Genomic DNA, 25,731 nt, shown 5'->3' with positions numbered 1-25,731 from the left:
CACAACGCACTGGATGGCCAATTCGTACAGTAGTGGAAGGATTTTTGGATGGACGGACCCGTCTACTCGCGCCCTGCAATAAGCTTGATCACCGACACGCTTGGGCCTCACGGGGCGTCGCTTTTCATCGGCGGCGGTGACGGGGCCAGCGATCTCGGTCTGCTTAGACGCCATGGCATCACGACCGTGGTCAATTGCGCCGTCAACCTGGATATCAACTACGTACAGGGCGGCCCCGCAAGCGAAGACATCAGACCTACTGGCTACGGGGCGGTGCGCTACTACAAGGTTGGTCTGATCGACGGGGAAGGAAGCCCCGATACGATGATGCTTGGAGCCTATTACATTCTTGATGGCGCACTTCGTCAGACCATGCCAAAGCGCCACACATACCCATTTGCCGATGGCGGAAATGTGCTGGTCAACTGCAGAAGCGGCCGCAGCCGCTCGGTCTCACTCGTGGCGCTTTACATTCACAGGCAACAGCGCGAACGGTTTCCAACGATTGACGACGCCATCGCCCACATCCGTGAGCGCCGTGAATTGCGTCCCGATGAGTGGTTCGAGACGCCGAAGCCGATGCTTCTGGCAGCGGCGAAGCGAGCCTCGGGCTGGATCGACATGATCGAGCAGAAAGCGAATGCCGGATGAGCAGCCGCCGCTTTTCCGATGTCGCGGTGATCGCAGACGCACATTTCCATGATCTGAGCGCCGATTTCTGTCGTTGCGGAAAGACTGCGGCAGGCGAGGGAATGTCGCTACGTAGCTGGGCCGACACCCGCCGATCCACTCGGGTCTTTAACGAAAGTGCTGGCGCCCTGACGGCTGCGCTTGCCGAGGTTGCGAGGCGGCAGATTCGCCATGTCGTTCTTCTTGGCGACTACACCGACGATGGTCAGAAAACCACGACTGCCACCTTGGCCGGAATCCTCAAACGACACCGCGAAGCTTATGGTACTGCTTTCTACGCACTGCCTGGGAACCACGACATCTTTGGACCGCGCGGACGCCACCATACGAAGGAATTTTTGACGGGGAACGGCAAGATGATCCTCGTCTCTAGCGACAATAAGCTGAGCGGTCCCGGTGTCGTCATCAATGATGCCATGTACTGTGCCGGATATCCCGAAGGTCTCGCCCCGATGTCCGAGTTCGGTTACTTCAGGCGACCCGAATACCTGCACTGGGAAAGCCCGTTCGGCGAATCCGATAGGCCAGCGGACCGATTTTACGATATCGCGTCGCCTGACGGGTGCAACCAGTACCGTTTGATGGATGCTTCCTACCTCGTCGAACCAGAAGAAGGGCTCTGGCTTCTGATGATCGACGCCAATGTGTTCGAGCCGCTGGACGGCTCCTTCGAGCGCGGTGAAGAAGCAGCATTCACTGACAGCACCGCGGGGGGGTGGAACGCCATGCTTCGCGCCAAGCCCTTCATTCTACGCTGGATGACCGATATTGCGCGGCGAGCCCGGTTGTCGGGCAAGACGCTTCTCACCTTCTCGCACTATCCGGCTCTCGATCCGTTCGACGGGGCGGCGGAGGCAGAACGGTTTCTGTTCGGCGAAACAAACGTCGTGCGACGCACGCCTCGTCAGTCTGTACAGGAGGCGTTTCTGGCCGCCGGCATAGAAGTCCACTTCAGCGGTCATCTCCATGTTGAGGGTTTGACTCGACGAGCACGCGGAAATCGCAGTATCACAAATATCGCGGTTCCCTCGCTTGTCGCCTTCCCACCTGCCTTCAAAGTGATCGCACCATCAAGCGATCGGATTTCAACCGAAACAATCGAGCTGTCTTCCATTCCCGTTGATGACGCCGTTCTGGATGCCTATCGGACCGACGCCGTGTCCCGTAACGAATCTTCCGACCGCGCGTTCACGGCGAAGAGCTACGGTGAATTTCTGCAGGCGCACAAACGAGCCCTCGTCGCCAATCGTTATCTTGTGAAGGAGTGGCCAGCCTCGATCGCGGACTCGATCGCTGTGATGAACGTCTGGGAAGCTGCCTATTGGGTCGCCGAGGCTCAGCCCGCCCTTGATGCCGGGATAATCGAGTTCGCCAAGCGCTTGCCGATGACCGAGCTCATTGCTGATTGGTATTGCCTGAGGCAGGGAGCGCAGCTCGCTATTGGCCATCTCGGAAACGACAGGATCGCACTCTATCGACAACTAGCCGATTGCTGCGGGAGTAGACCGCAAGCCCATTATGGTTCGACGCGAGGCTTCCTTGCAGTCTTTTTTGGCGCGTTGGGCTCATTTCTTGAGCGGGCTCAGAATGCCGGCACGGACGCTGCGATTGCGTTTGCCGCCGCAGACAGAATTTCAGCTTGAACAAGTCGAGCTCCTGCGCCAGCCGGTGAAAGGGTCTCGCGATTCAGTGAGTGACACTTATGGAATCAGCGATTATCGGTATCAACCTTTTCGGCGCTGTTGCTCTGTTGCTGTTCGGCCTCAGCCAGGTAAAGGACGGAATGACGCGCGCCTTCGGCGCAAAGCTAAGGGTCGGTCTAGCGAAAGGGACCCGCAGTGGATTTCGTTCGCTGGTCGCGGGTTTCGTCGCAACGATCGCCCTTCAGAGCTCGACCGCGACCGCGCTCATGGTCGCATCATTCGTCGAGCGCGACCTCATTGTGCCGGCGATGGCCCAGATCGTACTGCTTGGTGCAAACATCGGTACCGCTGCAACGGCGTGGATCGTGGCACTCGGCCTGGAATGGCTATCGCCGCTTCTTCTCCTTGCCGGTGCCTTCCTGATGCGCCGGCGCTCGGCGCCGATGCAGGGCGCCGGTGCAGCAATTGTCGGTGTCGGGCTCATGCTGCTCTCGCTTCATCTTCTCTCGGGAGCAACGGAACCGTTGCGCCAATCGCCGGCTCTGACCGTCTTCATTGGGATGCTCGGAAACGCGTGGCCTGTCGCCTTGCTGTTTTCCGCACTCCTCGCCATCCTGGCATCGTCCAGCCTTGCGGTCGTCGTGTTGATCCTGTCGCTTTCGGCGAACGGTCAGATAGATACTGGGCTTTTGATCGTGCTTGTCCTTGGGGCCAATCTGGGTGGCGCAGTGCCCCCGGTTCTGGCGACGATGCGCGCGCCGCTGAGCGCAAGACGCGTCGCCGTTGGTAATCTGGTCGTGCGTGCGGCGGGAGTTTGTCTTGCTCTGCCATTGGCAGGCTATGGCGCATTGCTATTGGAAGCATCTCCGTTTCCGCATGCGAACTTTGCCGTCGACGCGCATCTGGCCTTCAATCTTCTCCTGGCCTTTCTCGCCTGGCCATTGTCGACGCTAGTCCTTAAGCTCACGGGCTCCATGTTGCCCGATCCGAAGGTGGAAGATGGCGAGATCAGCTTCCTTGACCGCAGCAACCTTTCCCATCCGGTTGCCGCGATGGCGGGCGCGAGCCGTGAAGCAATGGCGGTGGGAGATCTTGTCGAAAAAATGCTGTCGCAGGCAGCGGCCGCGATCGGGCGCAATGACCCGGCCGAGCTCGTCGGTATCGTCAAACTTGAAGGACAAGTCGATCGTATACAGCACGGCATCAAGGTCTATATCGCCAAACTCGGGCAGGATGGCTTGAGTTCATCCGAACACCGCCAGTCGATGGATATCGTCGAGTATGCGATCAACTTGGAACATATCGGCGATATCATCGAAAAGGGTATCGTTCCGGAGATCGCGAAGAAAATCGACCGTGGTCTCCAGTTTTCGGAAGAGGGGAACAGCGAGATTACGGCGTTGTTTGCCCTGACGCTGGACAGCCTGCGCATGGCACAGGCTGTGTTTTCAACCCGCAATCCGGATCTCGCCCGGCGCCTGGTAGAGGTCAAGGAGGAGGTTCGCCGTCTCGAAAAGCAGTCCTCCGAACGCCATTTGCAGCGTCTTCGGGAAGGGCGGTCCGACAGCGTGCAGACGAGCTCGCTCCATCTCGATCTTCTGCGCGACCTAAAGCGGATACATGCACATATCGTATCAGTCGCTCATCCCATTCTCGACAATAGCGGTCTGCTGATAGAAAGCCGGATCCGCCAGGCAGGCTAGCGGGCCGTCTTGCGCTCGACCATCGCAACGGACACGACCTGAAGTCTTGTTTCGGCTTCGTCACTATCGAGGGCACCGAGCACTTTGTCAGTTAACTCCTCAAGCGACTGCGCGACGGTGGTGAGCTGGTATGCCTTCCATCCCGCTTGGGGGATGTCATCGAAGCCGACGATCGATACCTCTTCGGGAACCTTTCGGCCCATTTCAAGCCGGGCAGCATCCAGAAAGCCGAGCGCAAGCAGGTCGGTGACGCAGAACGCACCATCGATTGCGGCATCAGAGAGCAACTCGCATCCCGCCTTGTATCCGCTCTCATAGCTTGTCGGGCTTTCCGACCAGAGTACGACCTCGACACCTTCAATCGCCATTCGTTGGGTGAAGGCGTGGGCTCGCCGTGTCTGTGCAGGGGTCTGGCTACTGCCCGAAACCACGGCAACTTTCTTGCATCCGGCGTCAACCAGCCGCATTGCTGCGAGGTCCGCTCCATGGGAATCGTCGCTGAGAACCATGTTGGTGTCTGTGCGGTCAAGCCTCTGGTTGATGAGGATCAGGCGAACACCGTTGGCGATACACTCATCGACGATCGATGCGGGGGGTTCTCCGGACAGGACCACGATCGCCTGCACTCTAAACTCGAATAGAAGCTCGATCAGCGGCGCGATGTCCTTACGAGCATCGGCAGCATTCAGAAGCAGGCACTGCAGCCCACGCCGCAAGAGACCGATACTCAAGAGGTCCAGTTGCTTCGAAATGAAGGGGGAGCCGAGATTGGCGCCGACGACCCCGATCAGGTTGGACCGGTCGTTGTTGAGGCCCTGGGCCAGTCGGTTGACACGATAGCCAAGTTCGCGCGCGGCTTTCAGGACCTTCCGTCTGACCAGCTTCGAAACGCTCCCGCCTGGAGTGAATGTCCGCGACACCGCGGAGCGGGAAACGCCGGCCCGTTTTGCTACGTCTTCCGCGGTTACAAACGTCGTTGCCATATGCCACTTTCAATGAACTCGAGAGGAATATCACAGGCCACAAAGCTCCGAATTTTCCAACTGGAAAATTTCGCGACCGTTTTGCGAGAGTGGCGCAAAGAATTATCGCAGGGCCAAACAGGCGTTCAAGTCCGGCCTCAAGAACTACGTGCTCGGTCAAAACGGAGCGTTTATTCCATCGCTTGACTACGGGGCTGAAAGCCCGCTCAAAAAATATTGTGATGGATCAAAAAATATTCAGTAAAATCATATCTATAGACCGTTGCGCACGTGTGCAAATTTTTGTTGACAAAGATCCGCTTTGCATGGATCATGCATTCTATGAGCAGGCTCATGTGGAATAAATATTTCATTTGAACCTGACTACGAGCTTACCGGAAGGAGCCGGTGGCTCGATGCGAGGCGGATTGAGACGATCCACCTTCGGAGGACATTTTACGTAACCCCTGCTGGGCAAAGCCGCGATGTCTCGCGGAACGGTGCTTTGCGCCCTGAATTTCGGCTGACGCATGGGCTGCGATGATGATGCAATGGGAGGAAGGGTTGAGTTTTTTCAGTGAGACCATGAAAGCGGAGGCGTCACGCAAGACTGCACTCGCTGTACCATCCAGCTGGCAGCGGTGGAGGTATCGTCTGAAGATTGCTGTTCGGGAGCCAACGACCCTCGTCGGCATTCTCGTGGCATTGCTCTTTACCTACCTCATCGTCGTACCGATCATATCGATCGTTCTTGACGCGGTTAGGGTGCAGTTTGGCCATGAGCGACGTCTCGGCAAGGAAGTAGGGGAGCTAACGCTCTATTATCTTGACCGGGCATTCTTCTCGCCAGTTGCCTCCGATCTCTTCTGGCATCCGCTTCTCAACACACTGACAGTCGCATTTGGCGCCATCGCCCTGTCGCTCGTAATCGGGACGACACTCGCTTGGCTGATCAGCAGGACAGACATGTTTGGCCGGCGCTGGTTCGCGACCGCGCTCATTGTACCCTACATGCTCCCCGCCTGGACGTTTGCTCTGGCCTGGACGACGTTGTTCAAGAACCGAACGATCGGCGGTACGCCCGGCTGGTTCGAGGCTACCGGGATGACGCCACCCGATTGGGTCGCCTATGGCCGGTTCCCGATCACCATCATTCTGGCGCTTCATTACACACCGTTCGTCATCCTGCTTTTTGGCTCGGCGCTGCGCCGGTTCGACTCGCAGCTCGAAGACTCCGCCCGCATCCTCGGGGCGCGCCGCTACCAGGTTGCAATCCAGGTTATTCTTCCGCTGATGCGTCCGGCGCTTCTCTCGTCAATGGTGCTGATCTTCGCAAAGTGCCTGGGCGAGTTCGGCGTTCCCTATGTGCTCGGCCTGCCGGTGAAGTTCGAGGTCCTGTCGACTTCGCTCTTTCGCAGCATTGCGTCACGCCAGACAGGTGTGGCCGGCGTTGTGGCAGCCTCGATCATGGTTATCGGCATTATCACGCTCATGATAGATGCACGCCTGGTGCGCGAGGCACGGCGGTTCGTTACCATCGGATCGAAAGGTTCGATGAACCGACTAAGCCGGCTTGGCAGCATGCGTATACCTGCAACCGCCTTTGCTGCAGCCATTTTTGTTCTGAGCGTCGGCCTGCCGATCCTGACCCTTGCACTTTCGACGGTCATGAAGATCCCGGCTCAATTCACGCTCGATAATTTCACGCTCGACTACTGGATCGGCACCAACCTCGACACAGTGGCCCTGCAGAGTGGTATTCTGCTAAGTCCGGACCTCTGGGCGGCTGCCAAGAACACCTTGATGATTGTCGGGCTTGCATCGCTGACCTCCGGAATTCTCGGCCTCTTCGTTGGCTATGTCGTCATCCGCACGCCGGTTCGCGCTCTGTCCGTCTATCTTCGCCAGGTCACCTTCCTGCCGTATCTCGTGCCCGGTATCGCCTTTGCGGCGGCATATCTGTCGCTCTTTGCCGTACCCCGCGGACCAATGCCTGCACTTTACGGAACGGTGACTATCCTCGTGCTTGCTCTCATCGCTGACCAGATGCCCTATGCTTCTCGCGCTGGCATTTCGGCGATGACGCAGCTCGGAAAGGATCCCGAAGAAGCGGCACAGATCGCGGGCGCCGGCTGGCTGCGACGAATGATCTCGATCGTGATCCCAATTCAGAAGGGATCGCTGGTGACAGGCGTGCTCCTGCCTTTTATTTCAGGGATCAAGGGCCTCAGCCTATTCGTCATCCTCGCTGTGCCGAGCACGGACGTGCTCACGACCTACTCGCTCCGACTGGTTGATTATCACTACACACAGGCCGCCAATGCGGTGGTCCTCATCATTGCTGGCATCGCCTACTTCGGTACGCTGCTGGCCCAGAAACTCACGCGCACAAATCTTGCAGAAGGACTCGGAAGCTGATGCCTACTATCAACCTGCGCGGCGCGCAAAAGAACTACGGCGTGAACTCGGCAAATGCCGTTTCCGATCTAGATCTGGAAATCCGCGATGGCGAATTCATGTGTCTGCTTGGACCGTCGGGTTGCGGCAAGACGACGACACTGCGAATGATCGCTGGGCTGGAAAATCTCTCTGGTGGCGAGATCAGGGTTGGTGAGCGGGTAATCGATTCCGTTGCAGATGGGATTTTCGTTCCGCCGGAAAAGCGGGAAATGGGGTTGGTTTTTCAGAGCTATGCGCTCTGGCCACACCTGACGATCGAACGCAACACCGACTTTGGTCTGCGGCTTCGCAACCTGCCGAAGGCCGAGCGTGAGGCACGTGTCGAAAAGGTGATGCAGGCCCTCGACATCGCGAAATATCGAGACCGCTATCCGTCGCAGCTTTCCGGCGGGCAGCAACAGCGCGTGGCGCTCGCTCGCATGCTTGCGGTCAACCCAGGTGTCCTGCTTCTCGACGAGCCCCTATCGAACCTCGATGCAAGGCTCCGGCTCGAAATGCGTGCTGAGTTGAAGCGCCTTCACAAGGAGTTTAAGACAACAATCGTCTTCGTTACTCACGATCAATGGGAAGCGATGACCCTGGCGACCACCATTGCCGTGATGAACGAGGGCACCCTTCAGCAGATGGGCACCCCGAACGACATTTACGACCGCCCGGCCAACCGCTTTGTTGCCGAATTTGTCGGGAGCCCTCCGATCAATATCCTGACTTTTGGCAAGCCAGGCGTCTCTGATATCGCCGATAAGGCCGAAGCATACTTCTCTTCACGCTACCCGACGCTACGGGGCGTCGCTTCGATTGGCGTTCGACCGGAGGCAATGGGCTACGTCACCAAGATCGAGGATGCGCCCCGAGGCGAATTTGCTGCAGAAATGACTGTCACCGGTGTTCTGCCGACGGGAGGCAGTTGGATTCTCGAGTTGAAGAGCGACAACCACACGCTCTTTTTGACGACCCATGTATTGCCACGTCTCGACGGGGGCGAACGTGTGTTCGTCCATGCCCCGTCAGAGGCACTTCATGCGTTCGATGGGCAAGGAGACCGCCTCGTCGAGGCCGACGCATTGCTTCGCGCCGGCGCTTTGAACTGAACGAATAGCGTTCTTACTGAAGGAGGAGCAGTATGAAGCGAGTGATGAAAGATGGTGTCGGTCGGCTGCTTTGCGCGGTATCCATTGTTGCCGCAACGGCAGGGTCCGCAATTGCTGGCAGTGATTTTGATCTCGACGCGCTCATTGCGGCCGCGAAGAAGGAAAAGCCGATCACGGTCTATGATAGCACCGGGAAGATCGTGGAGATGGCGAAGAACTTCGCCAAGAAGTACGGTCTGGAAGCAGAAGGGTCGAAGGTAAAGGCCTCAGCCCAACTCGAAATGATCATCCGAGAGGCTCGTGCGAACAATATCCAGGGCGACGTATCGATCGTCAGCGACGCACCTGCCGCGCTCGCACAGCTCATTCCGCAGGGCTTTGCGGAAAGCTGGTTGCCGCCGGACCTCGCCGCCAAAATTCCTGCCGAATATCAAGATCCGTTGACCGTGGTCACGAGCGCCAATGTCTGGTCATACAATACAACGCTTTTCGACAAGTGCCCGGTTAGCAATATCTGGGAGCTGACCGAACCGAGGTGGAAGGCCAAGGTGGCAATGCAGGATCCGCTCGGGAAAGCGTCCTATGTTGACTGGTTCAACCAGATGGCAAAGCACGGAGACGACGAGGTGAGGGCGGCCTACAAGGCGCGCTACGGCAAAGACCTGCAAACGGACGAAGCGACTGCCACTGCGGCCTGGGTCAAGGCGCTTGCTGCTAACGCGCCGCTTCTGACGGACGCCGATGCCGCCGCCGCCGATGCAGTGGCTGCACCCGGCCAATCGCAGCCGTTCATGGGGCTGATCAGCTCCGCCAAGTTCCGCGACAACGCCGACAAGGGAATGAAACTCGGTCTCTGCTCGGACCTTAAGCCCTGGCTCGGTTGGCTTTACCCTGGCGTCGGCCTGATCACCAAGGGCACCGATAGCCCGAATGCCGCCAAGCTCTTTGTCCACTTCATAATGACCGAAGAAGGCATCGCGCCCCAGGCGATCGACGGAAAAATGTCGACGAACAAGGACGTCAAACTGCCAGCGGACGAACCTTCGGGGATTGGTGCCGCCCTGAACAAACTGCTGCCCTACTCGATGTCGACTAGCCTCGACGACTGGGACGCTCGGGAGACCTGGCAGGACTTCTGGCGAATGAACTACCAAAAATAAAATCGGGGAGCGGGAGGAGTGAAATGATGAAGGTGAAGAAAATCGATACTGCTGTGCTGGTGTGCGTTGCCGCAATCACAGCCGCATCCATGTTCTGCGATGAGTCGCGCGCCGACGATGCATTCGATCTCAGTGCGATGGTCGAGGCGGCCAAGAAAGAGCCGCCAATCACTGTCTACGCGGTGACGGGCAAGATCGTCGATACGGCCGCGGCCTTTACCAAGAAATATGGGGTAAAGGCGAGCGGCAAGAAGGTGAATGAGGCGACCCAGGTCGAACTGATGATCCGCGAGCGCCAAGCGGGGAATGTGGTCGGGGATGTCAGTGTTGCCACCGATGTTGCGTCCGCAATGGGTGAGCTGTTGCCGGAGGGGATTGTTAGCAGTTGGACGCCGCCGGACCTCGAGGCGGATATCCCTGAAAAACTGCGCAATCCATTGACGGTTGTGTCCGACGCACATGTATGGACTTACAACACCGAGAAATACGCGAAGTGCCCCGTAACCAATATCTGGCAGCTTACCGAACCCCAGTGGAAGGGAAAGCTCGCGATGCTCGACCTTTTCGATAAGCCTCTCTACGCAGACTGGTTCAACCAGATCGAGACGCATCACGACGCAGAAGTCGCCAAAGCATATGAAGACCTCTACGGCAAGAAGCTGGATACCGGCGGTGCCACTGCCACCGCAGCCTGGGTAAAGGCTTTCGCTGAAAACGGTCCCCTTCTTTCGGATTCGACGACTGTCGCCGACGCTGCGGGTGCGCCGGGCCAAGCCGATCCGTTTTTTGTCATCACCTCGACGGCGAAATACCGCGACAACGAAGCAAAGGGCCTGAAGCTCGGCCTGTGCGCGGGGGTCAAGCCGTTCTCGGGATTCCTCTATCCGGGATTTGGTCTGATCGCTACCCAGACGAAAAGCCCGAATGCGGCCAAGCTCTTCGTTCACTACCTGATGACCGAAGAGGGGATTGCGCCCCAGACTGTCGACGGGAAAATCTCAGGCAATTCGAAGATCAATCTCCCCTCTGACGAGCCGTCCGGTGTCTCGAGTCACATTAATGAGCTCATGGCATTCGATGCATCAACTGCGGCCTCCGATCTCGACAAGCGCGAGAACTGGCAGGACTTCTGGCGGATGAATTACCGCAAGTGAAAGCTGATCACGTTTATCGGGGAGGAAGCAAATGAGAAGCATGTCAAATCTGAAGTCTGCCGCGATTGCGGTCTTGGCGGCGGCGGTGGCAATTCCCGCTGCTGCGGCTGATGGGTTCGATCTTGAAGCGTTGGTCAAGGCTGCAAAGGCCGAAACGCCGATCAACATCTACGACAGCACGGGCAAAATCGTCGAGATGGCGGAAAACTTCACCAGGAAGTACGGGATCAAGGCGACAGGAATGAAGGTCTCGGCGAATAGCCAGCTGGAGATGATCATTCGCGAAAGCCAAGCGAACAATGTCCAGGGTGATGTCGTTCTGATCACCGATGCGCCGGCTGCGCTTGCGCAGCTCCTGCCGGAAAAATTTGTTGAGAATTATATCCCGGCGGACAAGGTGTCGACGATACCAGAGCAGTTCCAGGATCCGTTGGCGATTTCAACCAACGCAAACGTTTGGGCTTATAATACCGAGGTGTACGACAAATGCCCGGTCACCAATATCTGGGAACTGACGGAACCCAAATGGAAGAGCAAGGTTGCTGTCATCGATCCTTTGACGAAGGGTAATTACACCGACTGGTTCAATCAGTTGGAGGCGCATGGCGCTGAAGCAGTGGCTGCCGCTTACAAATCGCATTTCGGCGAGGATTTGAAAACTGGCGAGAAGAGCGCTGCCGCGGCCTGGATCAAGGCTTTCGCTCAAAATGGCCCACTTGCAACGGACAGCGATGACAAAGTCTCGGAGGCGGTCGGGGCGTCTGGCCAGAAGGAGCCGTTCTTTGGGCTGCTGAGTTCGGCGAAGTTCCGCGACAACCAGGACAAGGGATACAAGCTGGGCATTTGCACCACGCTTGAGCCTTGGGTGGGTTGGAATTATGTCAAGCTCGGGCTCATTGCGACGAAGACGAAAAGCCCGAACGCCGCCAAGCTCTTCATTCACTATATCCTGACGGAGGAGGGCATCGCGCCACAGATGAAGGATGGCAAGCTCCCGACGAGCATGGATATCAAGATGCCCGATGACGAGCCATCCGGGTTGATGAAAGTCTCGACCAAATTGCAGTCCTACGACTCTTCCACCGGGCTCGATGATTTCGACCGGCGCGAGGAATGGCAGGATTTTTGGCGGGTGAACTACACGAAGTAGCAACGAGGCTGGCGCCGCCTCGCCGGTGCCAGCCGACAGCCTGCCTTTCATCTGAAGTGGATTACAGAAAATGAAGAACCGCTATCTCGGCGATCAGTCGCAGTTTGACGAAGAAACAGTTGCCCGATCGAAACAGTTGACCGAGATCGCCAAGGGCGCTGCGCTTGCCGTTCATGATCCCCTCATCATGGCTTTCCGGTCAAACGTAGCTGTCGATTACAAAGTTGATCTGCACGACGTCGTTACTGTGCATGACAAACAGGCGGAAAACACAATTAGGACTTTCATTCTGGAGCACGAGCCGGATTCCGCGATCATGGGTGAGGAAGGTGGCCAGACGGGTTCGGGCCGAATTCAGTGGTATGTCGATCCGATCGACGGGACGTCGAACTTTGCAAGGGGGCTCGCGTTTTGGTGCGTTTCGGTCGCAGCCGTCGTCGATGACCGTGTCGTAGCCGGCGCGATCTACGATCCTGTCACCGAGTTTATGTTCTCTGCCGACCTAAAGTTTTCCTATCTCAATGGCACAGAACTTAAGTCTCGCTCTATCCCCGATGAGACTCATGCGACCCTGATCACCGGCTATCCCGTTGCCCGGGATTTCCGACTCGATGGTCGAGAGGTGGCTCTAAGGAATTTCGGTGAACTTGTAGAGACGTTTTCCACGTTGCGACGTCCAGGCAGTGCTGCGCTCAGCATTGCCCACGTTGCTGCTGGATGGGCGGATGCCGCAACAGGATTTGGCGTGAACGCCTGGGACGTGGCCGCAGCGACCTTGATTTTAAAGAACGCGGGAGGTCGTTACGATCCCCTGACGCTTGGTCGGGTTCCCGTTGGGGCGACTGATTTCCTTTGCCCTGGATATATCGCGACGGGGCAGGGAGCGGCATATCCGACGTTGGAACGTGTTGCTAACAGGATATGTGAGACCAGGATTGCCAAAGCAGCGGCTTAGCGGGGCCATGGTCATTACAGTGTAGGCGGGAATTGCGACCCCAAGCTAAACCCTCACGCCATCCCATGGAGAAATGATGCAGATACCACAAGAAACCAATGAGGCGGCTAGCTCATCGCTTCCAAAGCTGAGTTTGATATATGAAGCTCACCCGCGTTACGGCGTAGATATCTTCATCTCCGGCAAGGAGGGCGCGAGTGATCTCGAACTTCTCCGGACGAAAGGCATCACCACCGTGGTCAACTGCGCGGTGAATCTTGACTTCAACTTTGTCGAGCAGTCGAGCCTTGTGGCGGACCACCAAGGAAGCGTCTACGGTCCCGGAGAAATCCGTTATTACAAGATCGGCCTGATTGACGGCGCGGGTAATCCCGACACGCAGATGGTGGCTGCTCACTACATACTGCAGGCGGCGCTGGAGCAGATCCTGCCCGACAAGCCCTCATATCCAAGGCGCGAGCGGGGTAGCGTGCTCATCAATTGCCGTGGCGGTCGGTCCCGCTCGGTCGCTGTCGTCTCGCTGTTTCTGCACCTGACCTTACCTTTGGAGTTCCCAACGCTGCAGGACGCGATCACCTTCGTACGCTTGCGACGTGAGATGCCCGTCGACGAGTATTACAAGGCACCAAAGCCCGTACTTGCCGAAGCGGCGATGCGCGCCGCCCACTGGATACGTATGATTGAGGGCGCGCAGCTGGAAACATTGAGATGAAGAGGTCCCCGCCTACTGTCGAGTATGCAGTCCATGCATAACGCGTCCCAACAACCCATCGCTCCAACCGATTTCGCCTCTTTCAAGCAGATGATCGCTGCCCGCGTGATCGTCTTCTCGGGTCTGGAGGAACGCGTAGCCAGACTGGCACTTGATAAGCCCGAAGCTATTGCCTTTGGCACATTACAATCGGTGGCGAAGGAATGTGCAGTGGGGCGCACGACTGTTTTCAGGGTCGCCCAAGCCACCGGATTTGATGGGTTTGCTGATTTCAAGACTATGTTCGTTCAACACGTCCGGTCGAGAAATACGGTATAGCGATGCGGAAGTTCGAGAGACATACAATTCGCCCGTAAGAAAGGCCAAAAACGTCGCCATAGTCACGCGTGTTGGAAAGAGAGACGGAATTCTTCGCTTCTTGTCCGGAAGAAGATACCGAGTTCGTCCCGGCTGTTAGCCGTTTACATTCTCTTTGCCATGATAATCGATGGCAGGCCCGCGATCTCGCTGAACCCGATCTTCCGGTAGAAATCGGCGACCGGCTCATTCATGTGATTGATGCCGAGATGGACCCCACTTGCGCCCGCAGTCTTTAGCGAGATCAGAAGCTGTTCCAGCAGGGTCGTCCCCAGGCGCCTTCCTTGGGCTTCGGGCAGCAGATTGATATGCAGGTGTGCCGGATAGCGCGATACGATTTCACTTGGTGAGGTCTCAGGGCGCCTGATGTAATCAAGCACGTATCCATCACCTGCAGCTGACGGTTCTCTGTCGACGAACTGCCGGCGTAGCTCCGGCCACCACGCGCGTTCCAGTTCTACCTCGAAGCTTGCCGTATCCACGGCGCCGACGGCATAGCCGACAACCTTACCGAGGCGTGTCAGCACGAAAGCGGTCTCCGGGTTCACGGTCAGATACGGCAGCGCCCAGATGAGGCCGGGATATCGGTGATCGCTGTAAAGGCTTCGGCCATCCCGACCCGCGTCGGCCGTCCGCACGCAGATCTCGAGGATCGCCTCCGCGTCGCCATGCTCTGCCTTGCGAATATCGAACCCCTCGTTCATGCCGGCACCGTGACTGGCTCGCCCTGCAACGCTGCGTCGAATTTCTCCCAGGTCTCGGCCATTTCGATCACTCGTCTGTCTCGCCGTGCTTCATCAATCTTGACGGCGGTCAGTCCGGCTTCAAGTGCGTCGATGACTCCAACAGGCAACGAGGCGCCATGGAGGAGATTTTCTGCGATATCGGCGGCCATTTGGTCGTCAGCACCGTAGTGGTCGCTCTCATCTCCCGCGTAGCGTCGCTCGGCCAGCAATTGACCGGTCGATGCGGCGTGGACCGTGAAGTTGTTTCGTACGAAGTCGCCTTCCGCCGTGCCTTTTGAGCCGACGACACAGAAGCGGCGGAATTGGTTCGGAACATTCAAATTGGCGTGAAACGCCATCGTGGCTCCGCTTTCGTATTCGATAAGCGCAGTCTGATAGTCAATGATGTCGGCGTCGCTGTCGAAGACCTTTTCCGTTGTGTTCCACCCGCTTGGCTTGCGGAAATACTGATCGCGCTCGGCGTTCGTCATCATCTCCGGGGCGTTCTGCGGCACGAAGGATTTGCGACCGCCGAAGCTTGACACCGCGCTCGCTCTTTTCCCCACAACGCTCGCGTAGATGTCCAGGTCGTGGCAGCATTTCTCAAGGATGTAAGGGCCGGCGAAACGCTCGTAGCGCCTCCAATCGCGCATGAAGAACGCGCCATGATAGGGGGCAATATGTTCGGATGCCTCGATGGAGACGACCTCACCGATCTGCCCCGCCGCCTGCGCGTGACGGAGGTCACGATAGAGGTCGGAGTAGCGCAACACCAGGCCCACGAGGACCCGGTCGCTTCCGTACTTCGCAAGAAGCGCCGCAAGCTCGAGTGTTTGGGCCTCGTTTATGACTACGGGCTTTTCCGTGAAGACCTTGAGGCCGCCGCGCAGCCCACTCTCTATATGTTCTAGATGGAACGTGTTGGGTGAGCCGACCATCAGGAGGTCGGCGCCGGACTGCGCTACCATCTCATCTACCGTATCGAACCGCCGGGAAACGAGAAGGCCCGCCTTCTCTATCTGCTGTAGTCCTGCGGGCTGCGGATCCACGAGCCCGACAATGGTCAGGTCGGGAGTTGCCTTCTGGAAGGACTGAAGGACATTTGCCATGCGGTAGCCAAGGCCGGCGACAGCAACTTTCATGGGGATCTCCAATGCTTCTCAGGTGTCGAAGGTTGGCTTAGCCAGCCACTCGATCAAATTGCGTTTCTGGGTCGATGGGGGTCGCACGGCCGCGCATGAGGGACAGACGCCGAAAGTCGGGACTGCCATGCGCGATGACGGGAAGCATCGCCGCGCCGACTGCTGAAGCGCTCGGGCCGAGCGTGCTTGTTACCAGCCTTGGGATCTCACGCGCTCTGCGTGCCGACACGGAAGGCATCAATGGATATGTGCGGTCGACCAGAGATCCAAGGATTGTCGGCGATATCGTTCCTCCGACAACGACCGTCTGCGGATCAAACAGGTTCTCAATAATGGAGACGAGAACGCGCAGCCTTCTCGCGTTAAGCTCGAGCCATTGCATCAGCGCAGTGTCTCGTTTCTGGTAGAGCCTATCGAGGGCGCCTTCCACTTCCAGCAGTCGAGCCTCGCAATTCATCGCCTGCGCGAGCTCATCAAGAGAGAATGGTGTGGCTGCAATTCCGGCTTCGGGCTGCAACTCACTTGGCCAGTTCAGCAAACCGATCTCACCGGCGTTGTTGAAAGCTCCCTGGAACGGCAGGCCATCGATTATGATGCCGGCACCAAGGCCGTGGCCGATGAACACGTAAACGAAATGCGTCAGGTCGACATGACGGTTCGAGCCCAGCTCGGCTATTGCAGCCGACGTTGCGTCGTTTTCGATAATCACCGGCTGACCGGAGGCTCGTTCAAGGGCATCGGCCAATTCGAAATTGCCCCAGTTTTGCCAGCCAGGTGAACCGACATAGTGTTCGAAATCGGCTTCCTGCAAAGTCGGCATTGCCACGCCAATCCCCCAGCAAGGCGTGCCCTGGCACCGTTCGGAGATCTCTGCAGCAACACTGGACATCAAGGCGACTGTCTCGCCTGGATCCACCCAGGGACTTTCGTAGTCGATGCGAATGATTTCACGGCCCTTCAGGTCGCACAGCACGCCCGTCAATCGATCGCGATCGAGGTGAAAACCGATGGAGCATCCGGCGCCGTCTGCCAGCGTCAGCAGCTTCTGCGGGGCGCCGCGCCCGCCGGCAGCCTGACTGGTTTCGGTAATCAGGCCGCGGTCGATCAGGTCGCGGGTGATGTTCGAGATGGTCTGTGGTTGCAGGCCGGTTAAATCAACCAGGTCGCCTCGACGAATCTCGGATTTCTGGCGGATGAGATCGAATACCAGTCGCCGATTGTAACGCCCGGAATAGGCGTGATTGTTGCCAGAGATCGCCACGAAGGCCCCCAATAATCCATTTAATGGATCATATATTGGCAAATGTGCCCCTGTCTAGCCTGCATTATTGCTGAGATTTCTATTTTCTTTGCATGATATGCGGTTGCCAATGGATTATTTATGCCATTTAATAGATTTATTGGTATCGGCAAAAACAAAGGGGAGCCGTCAATGATGAAGAAGTCTTTGGGAGCAGTGCTGTTTGCAGGCGTGGCGCTTGTTGCGGGCCACGGCATGGCGGCTGATCTTGTCGTTTACACATCGCATGGCGAAACCACGTCGGGGCCGGTGCTCGATGCCTTCAAGAAGGTGCGCCCTGATATCACCGTGACTGTCGTGCGCGGCGGTACGGGTGAGGTTGTCGAGCGGCTCCGCGCTGAATCGAAAAACCCGACAGCCGATGTGCTCTGGGGTGGTCCGACCCAGACGTTCGACGAAAACGGTTCTCTTTTCCAAGCTTACGAAAGCAAGACGGACGGCGATATGATCACCGTCGATCCGAACCATATCTGGCATCCCTATACGGCTCTGCTGCAGCCGATCATCGTCAGCACAAAGCGGGTCAAGGCCGGCGATCTTCCGAAGACGCAGGCGGATCTGGTCTCGGACAAGTGGAAGGGGCTTGGATCGCTGATCATTCCCGATCCGGCAAAATCCGGAACGGGCTACACGATTCTGTCGGCGCTTGCCGGGCAGATGGGCTGGGAGTTTGTGGGCAATCTCGCCAAGGGCGCCCGCATCGCGCCGGGATCCGATGATGCCTTCAATGCGGTTCGCGACGGCGAGGCGGCAGTCGGCTGGATCAACGAGGATCTGGGCGCCAAGTGGAAGGCCGAGGGACTGCCGATCGACGTCATCTATCCCACGGATGCCGTGACCGGTCAGGTCGATGCGCAGGCGATCGTCGCTGGCGCTCCGCATGTTGACGAGGCAAAGGCATTTATCGATTTTCTCGGATCGAAAGGTTCCCACGAAGTCGTGCGCGACGCAACGGTCAGGCGTTCGGCCCGCAACGATGTTACGCCGCCGAGCGTTCTCCCCGACATTGGTAGCCTCAACATCATCTCTCCGGTCGATCCCAAGCCGGTCGTCGTCGCACGCTTCCAGGAACTGACCGGCAAATGAGGTTCTGGCGCGATAATTGGCTGTTCTTTTCGATTGTCGCGCTCCTCGTCTGCATCGCGACCATTCTACTGCCCCAAATTAGGCTCCTGAGCGCCTCCGTCATCGGTGACGGAGGTCGCTTTTCGATCGTTCATCGTGCGGCAGGTCTGGAGCCTGTCCCTGAAATGACGAGCCAGTTCACTGCTGGTATCGTCGAAAAAAACAAGGCATTGCAGGTCACCAAGTCCGGGCAGTTCGCGCTCGATGTCCTGCACGTCGATCCGACGACAATTCTATTGCGCGCCGAAGAGCCGATCTCGGTAACGCCTGAGGGCAGCAACCAGCTCGCGGTCTCCGTCGATGGCGTTCGTCTTGTCGTCAGTCAGCAGGCGCCTCGCGGTCTCTTCAACAAGGCGGCGCCTCAACCGCTTGCCGGCCAAGCCAACCCGGATGGAAGCCTGTCCTTGCGTCATGCCCAGAACGCCTATCTCAGCTTCGAAGCGCGCGAGCCGACCATCACCGCATCCAATTACCTAGCGTTCGTTACCGGCCGGGACACGTTGCGAGCTACCGTGAACAGCCTGATCGTGTCATTATCGGCTACAGCGATCGCCGCCATACTCGGGGTTTCGCTGGCCTATGTCGTGGCGCGCTTCGATGTTCGTGGATCAACGGCGATCGTGTTCCTGACAACGATGGCGTCAGTGTCGCCGCCATTCCTCGGCGCCTATGCATGGCGGCTCCTCCTCGGGCGCAATGGTGTGGTGACGTCCTTCCTCGGCATCGACTTCACCATCGTCGGGATGCATGGGGTGATATGGGTGATCGCATGGCTCGTCTTCCCGGTCATTTTCCTCTTGAGCCATAGCGCCTTCTCGGGGCTGGATGCCTCCCACATCGAGGCTGCCGAAAGTCTCGGCGCGAGGCCGGCAAGGACGCGCTTTTCGATCGAGATACCGCTGGCCATGCCGGGCATCATAACCGGGTTGTACCTTGCCACCATGGCGGCTCTTTCGGATTTCGGAACGCCTAGGATCATCGGGCTGGATCTGAGTGTGCTTCCGGTCCTGATCTACACGTCGTTCCTCAGCGAGGCCGGGCGAAACCCCGCGCTTGCAGCGACGGGATCGGTCGTTCTCGTCGCAATCTCCAGCCTCTTTCTCATGGCACAGCAGATCTACCTGGCAAGACGGGGCTTTGCGGTCGTGTCGGCACGCCGACCGGACCGCCGCAAGCTATCGGCAATGGGTCAGGTGGCAGCGTGGATCTTTGCATCGACGGTGCTGTTCTTTGCCTTTGTCCCACATCTGACGGTGCTCGCAACGAGCTTCATGGAGTGGCGTGTCGGTCTGCCGCGGTTTTCTCTGACGCTGTCCAATTACGCAACCATGTGGCAGAGCGGGCTGACATCAGCATGGGTGACGCTGTCGCTGGGATTCGCCGGCACGATCGTCGCCTTCGCCGCCGGTCTCGGGATCGCCTTCGTCCTTGTGCGCAAACGCTATCGCGTGATTGCTCCGCTGCTGAGCATGACCGTGATGATGCCTTATGTTATCCCGGGAACCGTTCTCGGGATTGGACTAATCATGATGTTCAACGAGGCACCACTGCAGTTGACAGGCACCTGGTTCATCCTCGCGCTTGCCTATGTGATCCGAAACCTGCCGTTTACGGTCAAGGCGTCTGAAGCTTCCCTTCGGCAGGTTCACCCGGCGCTGGACGAAGCCGCGCTAAGCCTCGGCGCCCGTCCGTTCAAGGTCTTCGTGAGCGTGACCGCGCCGCTCATGCTTGCAGGCGCGATCACCGGTGCTACGCTCACTTTCCTGCATATCGTCACCGAGCTTTCCTCGACGATCGTGCTCTACCGGCCGCCCTGGAAGCCAATGACCGCGGTGATCTTCGAGAACACGCTTGTCGATGCCGACTTCGGCGTGTCTGCGGCGCAGACCATCCTGCTCATGATGATCATATATATCCCGCTTTATTTGGTCGTGCGTTATGGCCAGTCGCAGAGGTTACAGAATGCCTGATGCCATCCATCCAGTAGCTCCCGCACGGGGGTGCGAGGTCAATATCCAGTCGGTTTCGAAAGCCTACGGCCACGTCACGGTGCTCAAGGAAGTCTCGATGACCGTGCAACCCGGCGAGTTTTTTACGCTTCTCGGACCTTCTGGTTGCGGGAAAACGACGCTATTGAGGGCGATCGCCGGATTTCACCCCATCAACCGGGGGCGTATCGAATTCGACGGGAAGGACGTCTCCGCACGTCCGCCTTGGGAGCGCGACATCGGCTTCGTATTCCAGAATTATGCACTTTGGCCGAACAAGACGATCTTCGAGAATGTCGCCTACGGTCTGCGGCTCCGCAAGGTCAGCAAGAGCGACGTTGCGCGGCGTGTCCGGGACGCACTCGAGCAGGTGCAGCTTCGCAACGTCGAAGACCGCTATCCCGCCGAGATGAGCGGTGGCATGCAGCAACGCATTGCGATGGCACGCGCGCTGGTGATCGATCCACCGCTGCTCTTGCTCGATGAGCCTATGTCCAATCTCGACGCCCGGCTGCGCGTCTCGCTGCGACAGGAGTTGCGCGAATTGCAGCAGCGGATCGGCGTCACGGCGATCTACGTGACGCACGACCAGGAGGAAGCTCTTGAGCTATCCGACCGGATTGCTGTGATGAACGGGGGCGTGGTGGAGCAGCTTGCGGTTCCCGAGGACATTTACGCCCGTCCGGCCTCGCGTTTCGTGGCCGAATTCGTCGGTGACGCCAATTTCCTGGAGGGCAACGCCGAGGGAGTTGGCTTCCGCCTTGCCGATGGTCGCACGATGGCCCTTCCTACAGGTGAGATTCAAGGTGCATCCACGCTGTTCATACGGCCGGAGCGGCTTCTGATGACGGCGGCGGGCCAGGGCCATATCGATGCCGTCGTCGAAGATGTTCGCTATGTCGGGCGCAGCTTCGTGCATCGGATGGCATTGGGCCAAGCGGTATCGGTATGGGTCGACGCACCTATGCGGCTGGTCAACGGGCAGCACATGGGGCTTGATTTTAGCGCCGCAACGTTTCTAAGGAGCCAGCCGTGAAGGATGCCGAGATCGATCATCTGTTCCTTGCTGCCAAAGAGGCTGCGCGGGCAGGAGGGGCAGAACTTCTCGCTCGCTTCGGTCGTTTGAAAACCAATGCAATCAGCCAGAAGGGGCATGCGGACTATGTGTCCGAAGCCGACACGACCGCAGAGGCCGCAATTCTGGAAGTCCTCAACGAGGCCGCCCCTGGATACGGTTTTCTTGGCGAGGAGACAGGTTATCACGCCGGTGAAAAAACCGAGACCTGGGTTGTCGATCCACTGGACGGGACGAGCAATTTTGTCTGGGGCATTCCATATTTTGCCGTCAGCATCGCGTTGTGCGACGAAAGCGGTGAAGTGCTTGGAGTGGTTTTTGATCCCATTCGAGACGAGATGTTTTCCGCCGTTCGGGGAAGGGGTGCATGGATCAACGATGTCCACGTTCCGGCGCTTGCGGCTAAGCCACCAGAAAGCGCGATGGTCTCAATTTCAATGCCCGTGCCGGGGCAATTGCAATGCATCACAAAAAGCCAGTTCCTGGTCGGATTGCAAACGATCATCGATACAGCTGCGGGCGTCCGCCGCCTTGGCTCGGCCGCTCTTGACCTTGCTTATGTGGGTAGCGGCCGCCTCGATGGCTATTTTGAAGACGGTTTAAGTTACTACGATCTTGCCGCTGGTAAGCTGTTCGCACTGGAGGCAGGAGCAGCCGTCACGAACTTTGAAGGTGGAATTGCACGGGAGGGCTCGGTTGTTGCAGGGCAACGATCTTTGCACTCGTGGCTGGCCAGCGTGTTCCAATAGGGTAATTCCTAACCCCGATTACACCATCGGTGCCGTTCTAGGGATTGCTGGGAACACTCCATCTGCAAATCGACGCTATGCCCTGAAATCTGTTTCATCAACCACTTAATCGAGTTTGGAAAGTGGGTTGCAGGTTCGAACCCCTTCAAGAGCTTTGGAAAGGGTTCCCGATGATCCCGTTGCCTAACCAACTTGCGAAGGCCGGCACCTGCTCTCAGGCTTCCTGAGGCGCCTCCGCAGGGCGGGTGGTGCGATAGACCTCTTCCAGGCTCATCATGTTTGAAAGGTCGATGCTCATCGGGGCAGCGTGGCCGAAGGCGCCGCGCATCAGGCAGGTTTGCGCGGCGGCTTCTGCGGCTTTTGTCAGGATGAGTTCGGGCTGGAGGCCATCGAGCAGGCCGACGAGGACGTTGGCGATGTAGGTGTCGCCGGCTCCCAGCGTGTCGATGGGGTCGACCTGTTTAGCCGGGACTTCGACGATGCCACAGTCGCCGGCGAGAATAGCGCCTTCGATACCACGGGTGACGAGGCTCCAGCAGGCGCCCGCCATGCGCGCGCGTTCGGCCAGCGCGAACGAATCTTCACGGGACGCGCCGCTGGCGGAGAAGGCGATCAGGAAGCAGTGCGGAGCCACCCGTGCGATGCGGTCAGGATCGTGCACGGTGGCGAGATCGTACGAGATTTTCGTCCCCTCGGCAAAGCGCGGCAGCCAGGCGTCCACATGGCTCGACCGGCCGGTGTGAAGGGCATCGAAATCTGAAAGCCGCGTCAGATCTGTCCTTGTCGGCGCGATGATCGAGACGCCGAGATTGGCGCCCACGAAGACCCGGTCGCCGTCCCGCGTCTCGATCACGCAATAGGCTGTCTGCCCCGGCTCAACCCGCAGCGACGAGACATCCACGCCTTCCTCGGTCAGCGCCCGGCGGATCAGGCGGCCGGCATCGTCATCGCAGACCGCGCCGGCATAGGCGGTTTCGGCGCCGGCGCGGCGTGCTAAGACGGCATGATTGACGCAGTTCCCGCCGGGAAACATCAAGTTCTGGTCGCGGTAGCAGTCGACGACATTGTCGCCGAAGGCGAGAATTCTGGCGGGACGCGGCATCGGGTAAGCTCTCCTGAGAATCAAACTGAGAACGTTCTCAGTTAAAGGATCGAACTGAAAAAGGCAACCGATTTCGTGCGCCGCGCGCGCCGGATATCAGGAGCGATGATGAAATATGGAGGAAACGGCCAGGCCTGGTGACGGTGGCCGTCGGCATTGCCGCGAGAACGGTATGGAAAAATAACAGGCAATAATCCCTCGCGTTCGGCTTGCGGGGAGGAATGTTCCGCCCGGAAATCAGAGCTGCGCAACCGAGCCGCGTTCGATCAATTCCGCAGGCATCAGCACGGTGCGCGGCGGATAGTCCTCGCCGCGGATGCGCTCCAGCAGCATCCGCGCGGCGGCCTCGCCCATGGCAAGCCGTGGCTGTGCGACGGTGGTGATGCCGGGACGGTGGAAACTCATCCAGTCGAGATCGTCGAAGCAAATGATCGACAGATCCTGCGGGATGGAGAGCTTCAACTCGGCGAGCGCCCGCATGGTGCCTTCCGACATGGTGCCGTCCGTGGTGAACAGCGCCGTTGGCGGCTCTGGGCTTGTCATCAGGCGCGGTACGACGGCCTGTGCGGCCACGGCGGAATAGCTACCGGCCCGCAAAGTAAGGCTAGGGTCCACGGGCAGGCCTTCGATCCGATGCGCGCGCACGTAGCCCAGGAGGCGCTGCCAGCTCGGATAGAGCGTCTCGCTTTCGATAGGGTCGCCGGCGACGGCGCGGGCGAGGAAGGTCTCCAGCCCGCCGCTCTTTTCGTCCGCGAGTTCCGCCACGATGCCGATCCGGCGATGGCCGGCGGCGATCAAATGGCGCACGGCCTGCTCTGATGCGGCTATGTTGTCGGTCGCGACGCGATCGACCATCAGGCCCGCAACGGCGCGGTCGATCAGCACGAGTGGAACGCCCATAGCCTTGAGACTATGCAAATGCCGCGCCTTGCGCGTATCGCTCGGCGTGACGATCAGTCCGTCCACCTGTTTTTGCGTCAGAAGCTCGACCGAGTGAACCTCCTTGGGCTGCGCCTCATCGCTGTTGGTGATCAACAGGCCGAAGCCGTTGGCTTCCGCGACGTTGGAAATGCCGCGCAAAACAGAGGCATAGAACGGGTTCTGAATATCGCCGGCGACGACGCCGAGCGTGCGGGTCTTGCCGGTGATGAGGCTACGGGCCAGCGCATTGGGGCGATAGCCGAGGCTTTGGGCCGCCTTGAGAACCTGTTCCTTCTTGTCATCGCTGGTGTAGCCGTAGCCGCCGAGCACGCGTCCTGCAGTAGCCGTGGAAACACCCGCCGCCCGTGCAACCTCTGTGATCGTTGCCTTGCTTTTCGGAGCCACGTGGCCATTCCTCTCACAAACTGATCTGCCGAACTGAGAATCTTTTCATGTCTCGTCGGGAAAAATCGGCAACTCTTTATAGGTGTTAGCAGATCGACGGGGGTTTTCAAAGGCTTTGAGCGCGATGTCTTGATAAGACGGCGCTTGACGGCAGGGCAATCTCCGTGTCTCATATGTGAGAACGTTCTCGTTAATTTTTCAAGGGGAACCAGAGAACGGAAGTCCGAGCCCGCCGGGTTCGCTACAACAAGGAGGTCGTCATGTTTAAATCCATTCTGGCCGGATGTGTGCTGAGCGCCGCGCTGGCGATGCCGGCGCTGGCCGATGTCATTCCCGCGCTGCACGATGCGCTGCCGCAGGAATACAAGGACAACGGCATCAAGGCCGCGGTCTTCAACGATTGGGCGCCGGACGAGTACCAGGATGCCGATGGCCAGCTCAAGGGCTGGAGCGTCGACATCGCCAAGGAGATGGAACAGCGCCTCGGCGTGACCTTCACCTTCGAGGGCACGAGCTTCGACGCCATCATTCCGGGCCTGCAGTCCAAGCGTTTCGATGCCGGCTTCTCGTCCTTCGGTACTACGGCGGAGCGCCTGAAGACGCTCGACTTCGTTTCCCAGCGCCGCATCGGCACCTCCTTTGCCTATCCGAAAGACAGCACGCTCGACATCAAGTCGGCAGAGGATGCCTGCGGGCTGACGATCGCCGTCCTGAACGGCTCCTGGGACATCGGCCTTCTTGAAAAACTGAACGCCAATGAGTGCAAGGACAAGCCGGTCGTCATGCAGACGCATGGCACGCAGGCGCAGGCGGAGCTTGCCGTGCGCTCCAACCGGGCGCAGGCGACGGTGGGCGGATCGGTGAAGCTTGCCTATATGGCTAAACAGACCGGCGACCTGAAGGTGTCCGATCTGGTCCTGTCGCCGGTCAATAGCTGCATTGGCGTGCGCAAGGGCGATCCGCTCGGCCAAGTGCTGACGGATGCGATCCAGTCGATGATCGACGACGGCACCTATGAGAAGATCATGGCCAAGTGGGGCCTCAACGACAGCGGCATGCTGAGCAAGGCGCTGCTGATCACGGAAGAGCATCCGGCCGATCTGTGAGGCACCGTTTTGCCGCATGCAAAACCATTCCGGCCCGAAGCCCGCTTCGGGCCGGA

General features: G+C 58.5%; 22 protein-coding genes. 16 read left to right on the top strand and 6 right to left on the bottom strand.

All coding sequences use genetic code 11. The features are described 5' to 3' along the window. Positions 1-48 precede the first annotated feature (48 nt). From J5286_RS11510 to J5286_RS11500, 3 genes are read left to right on the top strand one after another with little or no spacing between them, the layout of a single operon-like run. Complete coding sequence (locus tag J5286_RS11510) at positions 49-651, top strand: dual specificity protein phosphatase family protein (protein ID WP_209190438.1); 603 nt, start codon at positions 49-51, stop codon at positions 649-651. Next, entirely contained in the window at positions 648-2,333 is a 1,686-nt protein-coding gene (locus J5286_RS11505) for a metallophosphoesterase family protein (protein ID WP_209190437.1), read from the top strand. Before J5286_RS11510 ends, J5286_RS11505 begins: the two co-directional genes overlap by 4 nt. A gap of 59 nt (positions 2,334-2,392) precedes the next feature. Beyond that, a complete protein-coding gene (locus J5286_RS11500; RefSeq protein WP_037186644.1) occupies positions 2,393-4,036 on the top strand; it encodes a Na/Pi cotransporter family protein in 1,644 nt (547 codons plus the stop codon). Here J5286_RS11500 and J5286_RS11495 read toward each other — a convergent pair. Then, positions 4,033-5,019 carry a LacI family DNA-binding transcriptional regulator gene (locus tag J5286_RS11495; RefSeq protein ID WP_209190436.1) on the bottom strand — a complete coding sequence of 329 codons (987 nt, stop codon included), beginning with the start codon at positions 5,017-5,019 and terminating at the stop codon, positions 4,033-4,035. The genes J5286_RS11500 and J5286_RS11495 overlap by 4 nt on opposite strands. 543 nt (positions 5,020-5,562) lie before the next feature. On the opposite strand from J5286_RS11495, the gene J5286_RS11490 reads away from it, so the two are divergent. From J5286_RS11490 to J5286_RS11455, 8 genes are all read left to right on the top strand, one after another. Then, positions 5,563-7,416, top strand: coding sequence for an ABC transporter permease (locus J5286_RS11490; RefSeq protein ID WP_449090073.1), 1,854 nt, complete (start codon positions 5,563-5,565; stop codon positions 7,414-7,416). After that, positions 7,416-8,549: an ABC transporter ATP-binding protein gene (locus J5286_RS11485; RefSeq protein ID WP_209190435.1), complete on the top strand. Its 1,134-nt coding sequence runs from the start codon at positions 7,416-7,418 to the stop codon at positions 8,547-8,549. The genes J5286_RS11490 and J5286_RS11485 overlap by 1 nt, the downstream gene beginning before the upstream one ends. Positions 8,550-8,581: 32 nt before the next feature. Then, on the top strand, positions 8,582-9,709 hold the full coding sequence (locus J5286_RS11480; protein WP_209190434.1) for an ABC transporter substrate-binding protein: 1,128 nt from the start codon (positions 8,582-8,584) through the stop codon (positions 9,707-9,709). An 89-nt stretch (positions 9,710-9,798) separates the two neighbouring features. After that, positions 9,799-10,863 carry an ABC transporter substrate-binding protein gene (locus J5286_RS11475; protein ID WP_245205863.1) on the top strand — a complete coding sequence of 355 codons (1,065 nt, stop codon included), beginning with the start codon at positions 9,799-9,801 and terminating at the stop codon, positions 10,861-10,863. 40 nt (positions 10,864-10,903) lie between these two features. Continuing rightward, a complete protein-coding gene (locus J5286_RS11470) occupies positions 10,904-12,013 on the top strand; it encodes an ABC transporter substrate-binding protein (RefSeq protein ID WP_449090074.1) in 1,110 nt (369 codons plus the stop codon). Between the two features lie 70 nt (positions 12,014-12,083). Further along, a complete protein-coding gene (locus J5286_RS11465; RefSeq protein WP_037186632.1) occupies positions 12,084-12,968 on the top strand; it encodes an inositol monophosphatase family protein in 885 nt (294 codons plus the stop codon). 76 nt (positions 12,969-13,044) lie between these two features. Further along, positions 13,045-13,680 (top strand): dual specificity protein phosphatase family protein, encoded by a 636-nt coding sequence (locus J5286_RS11460; RefSeq protein WP_037186631.1) that lies wholly within the window; start codon positions 13,045-13,047, stop codon positions 13,678-13,680. A 33-nt stretch (positions 13,681-13,713) separates the two neighbouring features. Then, positions 13,714-13,998 (top strand): MurR/RpiR family transcriptional regulator, encoded by a 285-nt coding sequence (locus J5286_RS11455; RefSeq protein ID WP_081931788.1) that lies wholly within the window; start codon positions 13,714-13,716, stop codon positions 13,996-13,998. Between the two features lie 143 nt (positions 13,999-14,141). On the opposite strand, the gene J5286_RS11450 is transcribed toward J5286_RS11455, so the two are convergent. The 3 genes from J5286_RS11450 to J5286_RS11440 are packed head-to-tail and all read right to left on the bottom strand — an operon-like array spanning position 14,142 to position 17,165. After that, positions 14,142-14,741 carry a GNAT family N-acetyltransferase gene (locus tag J5286_RS11450; RefSeq protein ID WP_209190433.1) on the bottom strand — a complete coding sequence of 200 codons (600 nt, stop codon included), beginning with the start codon at positions 14,739-14,741 and terminating at the stop codon, positions 14,142-14,144. Then, complete coding sequence (locus tag J5286_RS11445) at positions 14,738-15,904, bottom strand: Gfo/Idh/MocA family protein (RefSeq protein WP_209190432.1); 1,167 nt, start codon at positions 15,902-15,904, stop codon at positions 14,738-14,740. Before J5286_RS11445 ends, J5286_RS11450 begins: the two co-directional genes overlap by 4 nt. A gap of 37 nt (positions 15,905-15,941) precedes the next feature. Continuing rightward, positions 15,942-17,165 (bottom strand): ROK family transcriptional regulator, encoded by a 1,224-nt coding sequence (locus J5286_RS11440; RefSeq protein WP_209190431.1) that lies wholly within the window; start codon positions 17,163-17,165, stop codon positions 15,942-15,944. A gap of 171 nt (positions 17,166-17,336) precedes the next feature. Between J5286_RS11440 and J5286_RS11435 the strand changes: the two genes are divergently transcribed. Genes J5286_RS11435 through J5286_RS11420 form a run of 4 tightly spaced genes read left to right on the top strand, consistent with a single transcriptional unit; the run spans position 17,337 to position 22,141 of the window. Further along, positions 17,337-18,290 (top strand): extracellular solute-binding protein, encoded by a 954-nt coding sequence (locus J5286_RS11435; protein ID WP_209190430.1) that lies wholly within the window; start codon positions 17,337-17,339, stop codon positions 18,288-18,290. Next, entirely contained in the window at positions 18,287-20,299 is a 2,013-nt protein-coding gene (locus J5286_RS11430) for an ABC transporter permease (protein WP_209190429.1), read from the top strand. The genes J5286_RS11435 and J5286_RS11430 overlap by 4 nt, the downstream gene beginning before the upstream one ends. After that, a complete protein-coding gene (locus J5286_RS11425; RefSeq protein ID WP_209190428.1) occupies positions 20,292-21,353 on the top strand; it encodes an ABC transporter ATP-binding protein in 1,062 nt (353 codons plus the stop codon). The genes J5286_RS11430 and J5286_RS11425 overlap by 8 nt, the downstream gene beginning before the upstream one ends. Beyond that, on the top strand, positions 21,350-22,141 hold the full coding sequence (locus J5286_RS11420; RefSeq protein ID WP_209190427.1) for an inositol monophosphatase family protein: 792 nt from the start codon (positions 21,350-21,352) through the stop codon (positions 22,139-22,141). The genes J5286_RS11425 and J5286_RS11420 overlap by 4 nt, the downstream gene beginning before the upstream one ends. A 214-nt stretch (positions 22,142-22,355) precedes the next feature. On the opposite strand, the gene J5286_RS11415 is transcribed toward J5286_RS11420, so the two are convergent. After that, positions 22,356-23,243 (bottom strand): PfkB family carbohydrate kinase, encoded by an 888-nt coding sequence (locus tag J5286_RS11415; protein ID WP_209190426.1) that lies wholly within the window; start codon positions 23,241-23,243, stop codon positions 22,356-22,358. Positions 23,244-23,480: 237 nt separating this feature from the next. Next, on the bottom strand, positions 23,481-24,569 hold the full coding sequence (locus J5286_RS11410) for a LacI family DNA-binding transcriptional regulator (protein WP_209190425.1): 1,089 nt from the start codon (positions 24,567-24,569) through the stop codon (positions 23,481-23,483). Between the two features lie 260 nt (positions 24,570-24,829). Between J5286_RS11410 and J5286_RS11405 the strand changes: the two genes are divergently transcribed. Then, on the top strand, positions 24,830-25,675 hold the full coding sequence (locus tag J5286_RS11405; protein ID WP_003501639.1) for an ABC transporter substrate-binding protein: 846 nt from the start codon (positions 24,830-24,832) through the stop codon (positions 25,673-25,675). Positions 25,676-25,731: the final 56 nt, after the last annotated feature.

Origin of the sequence: Rhizobium sp. 16-488-2b, assembly GCF_017741815.1 — a bacterium.
Lineage (GTDB): Bacteria > Pseudomonadota > Alphaproteobacteria > Rhizobiales > Rhizobiaceae > Rhizobium.
The sequence above is the reverse complement of the archived record's forward strand: the minus strand, read 5'-3'. Positions and strand labels throughout refer to the sequence as shown.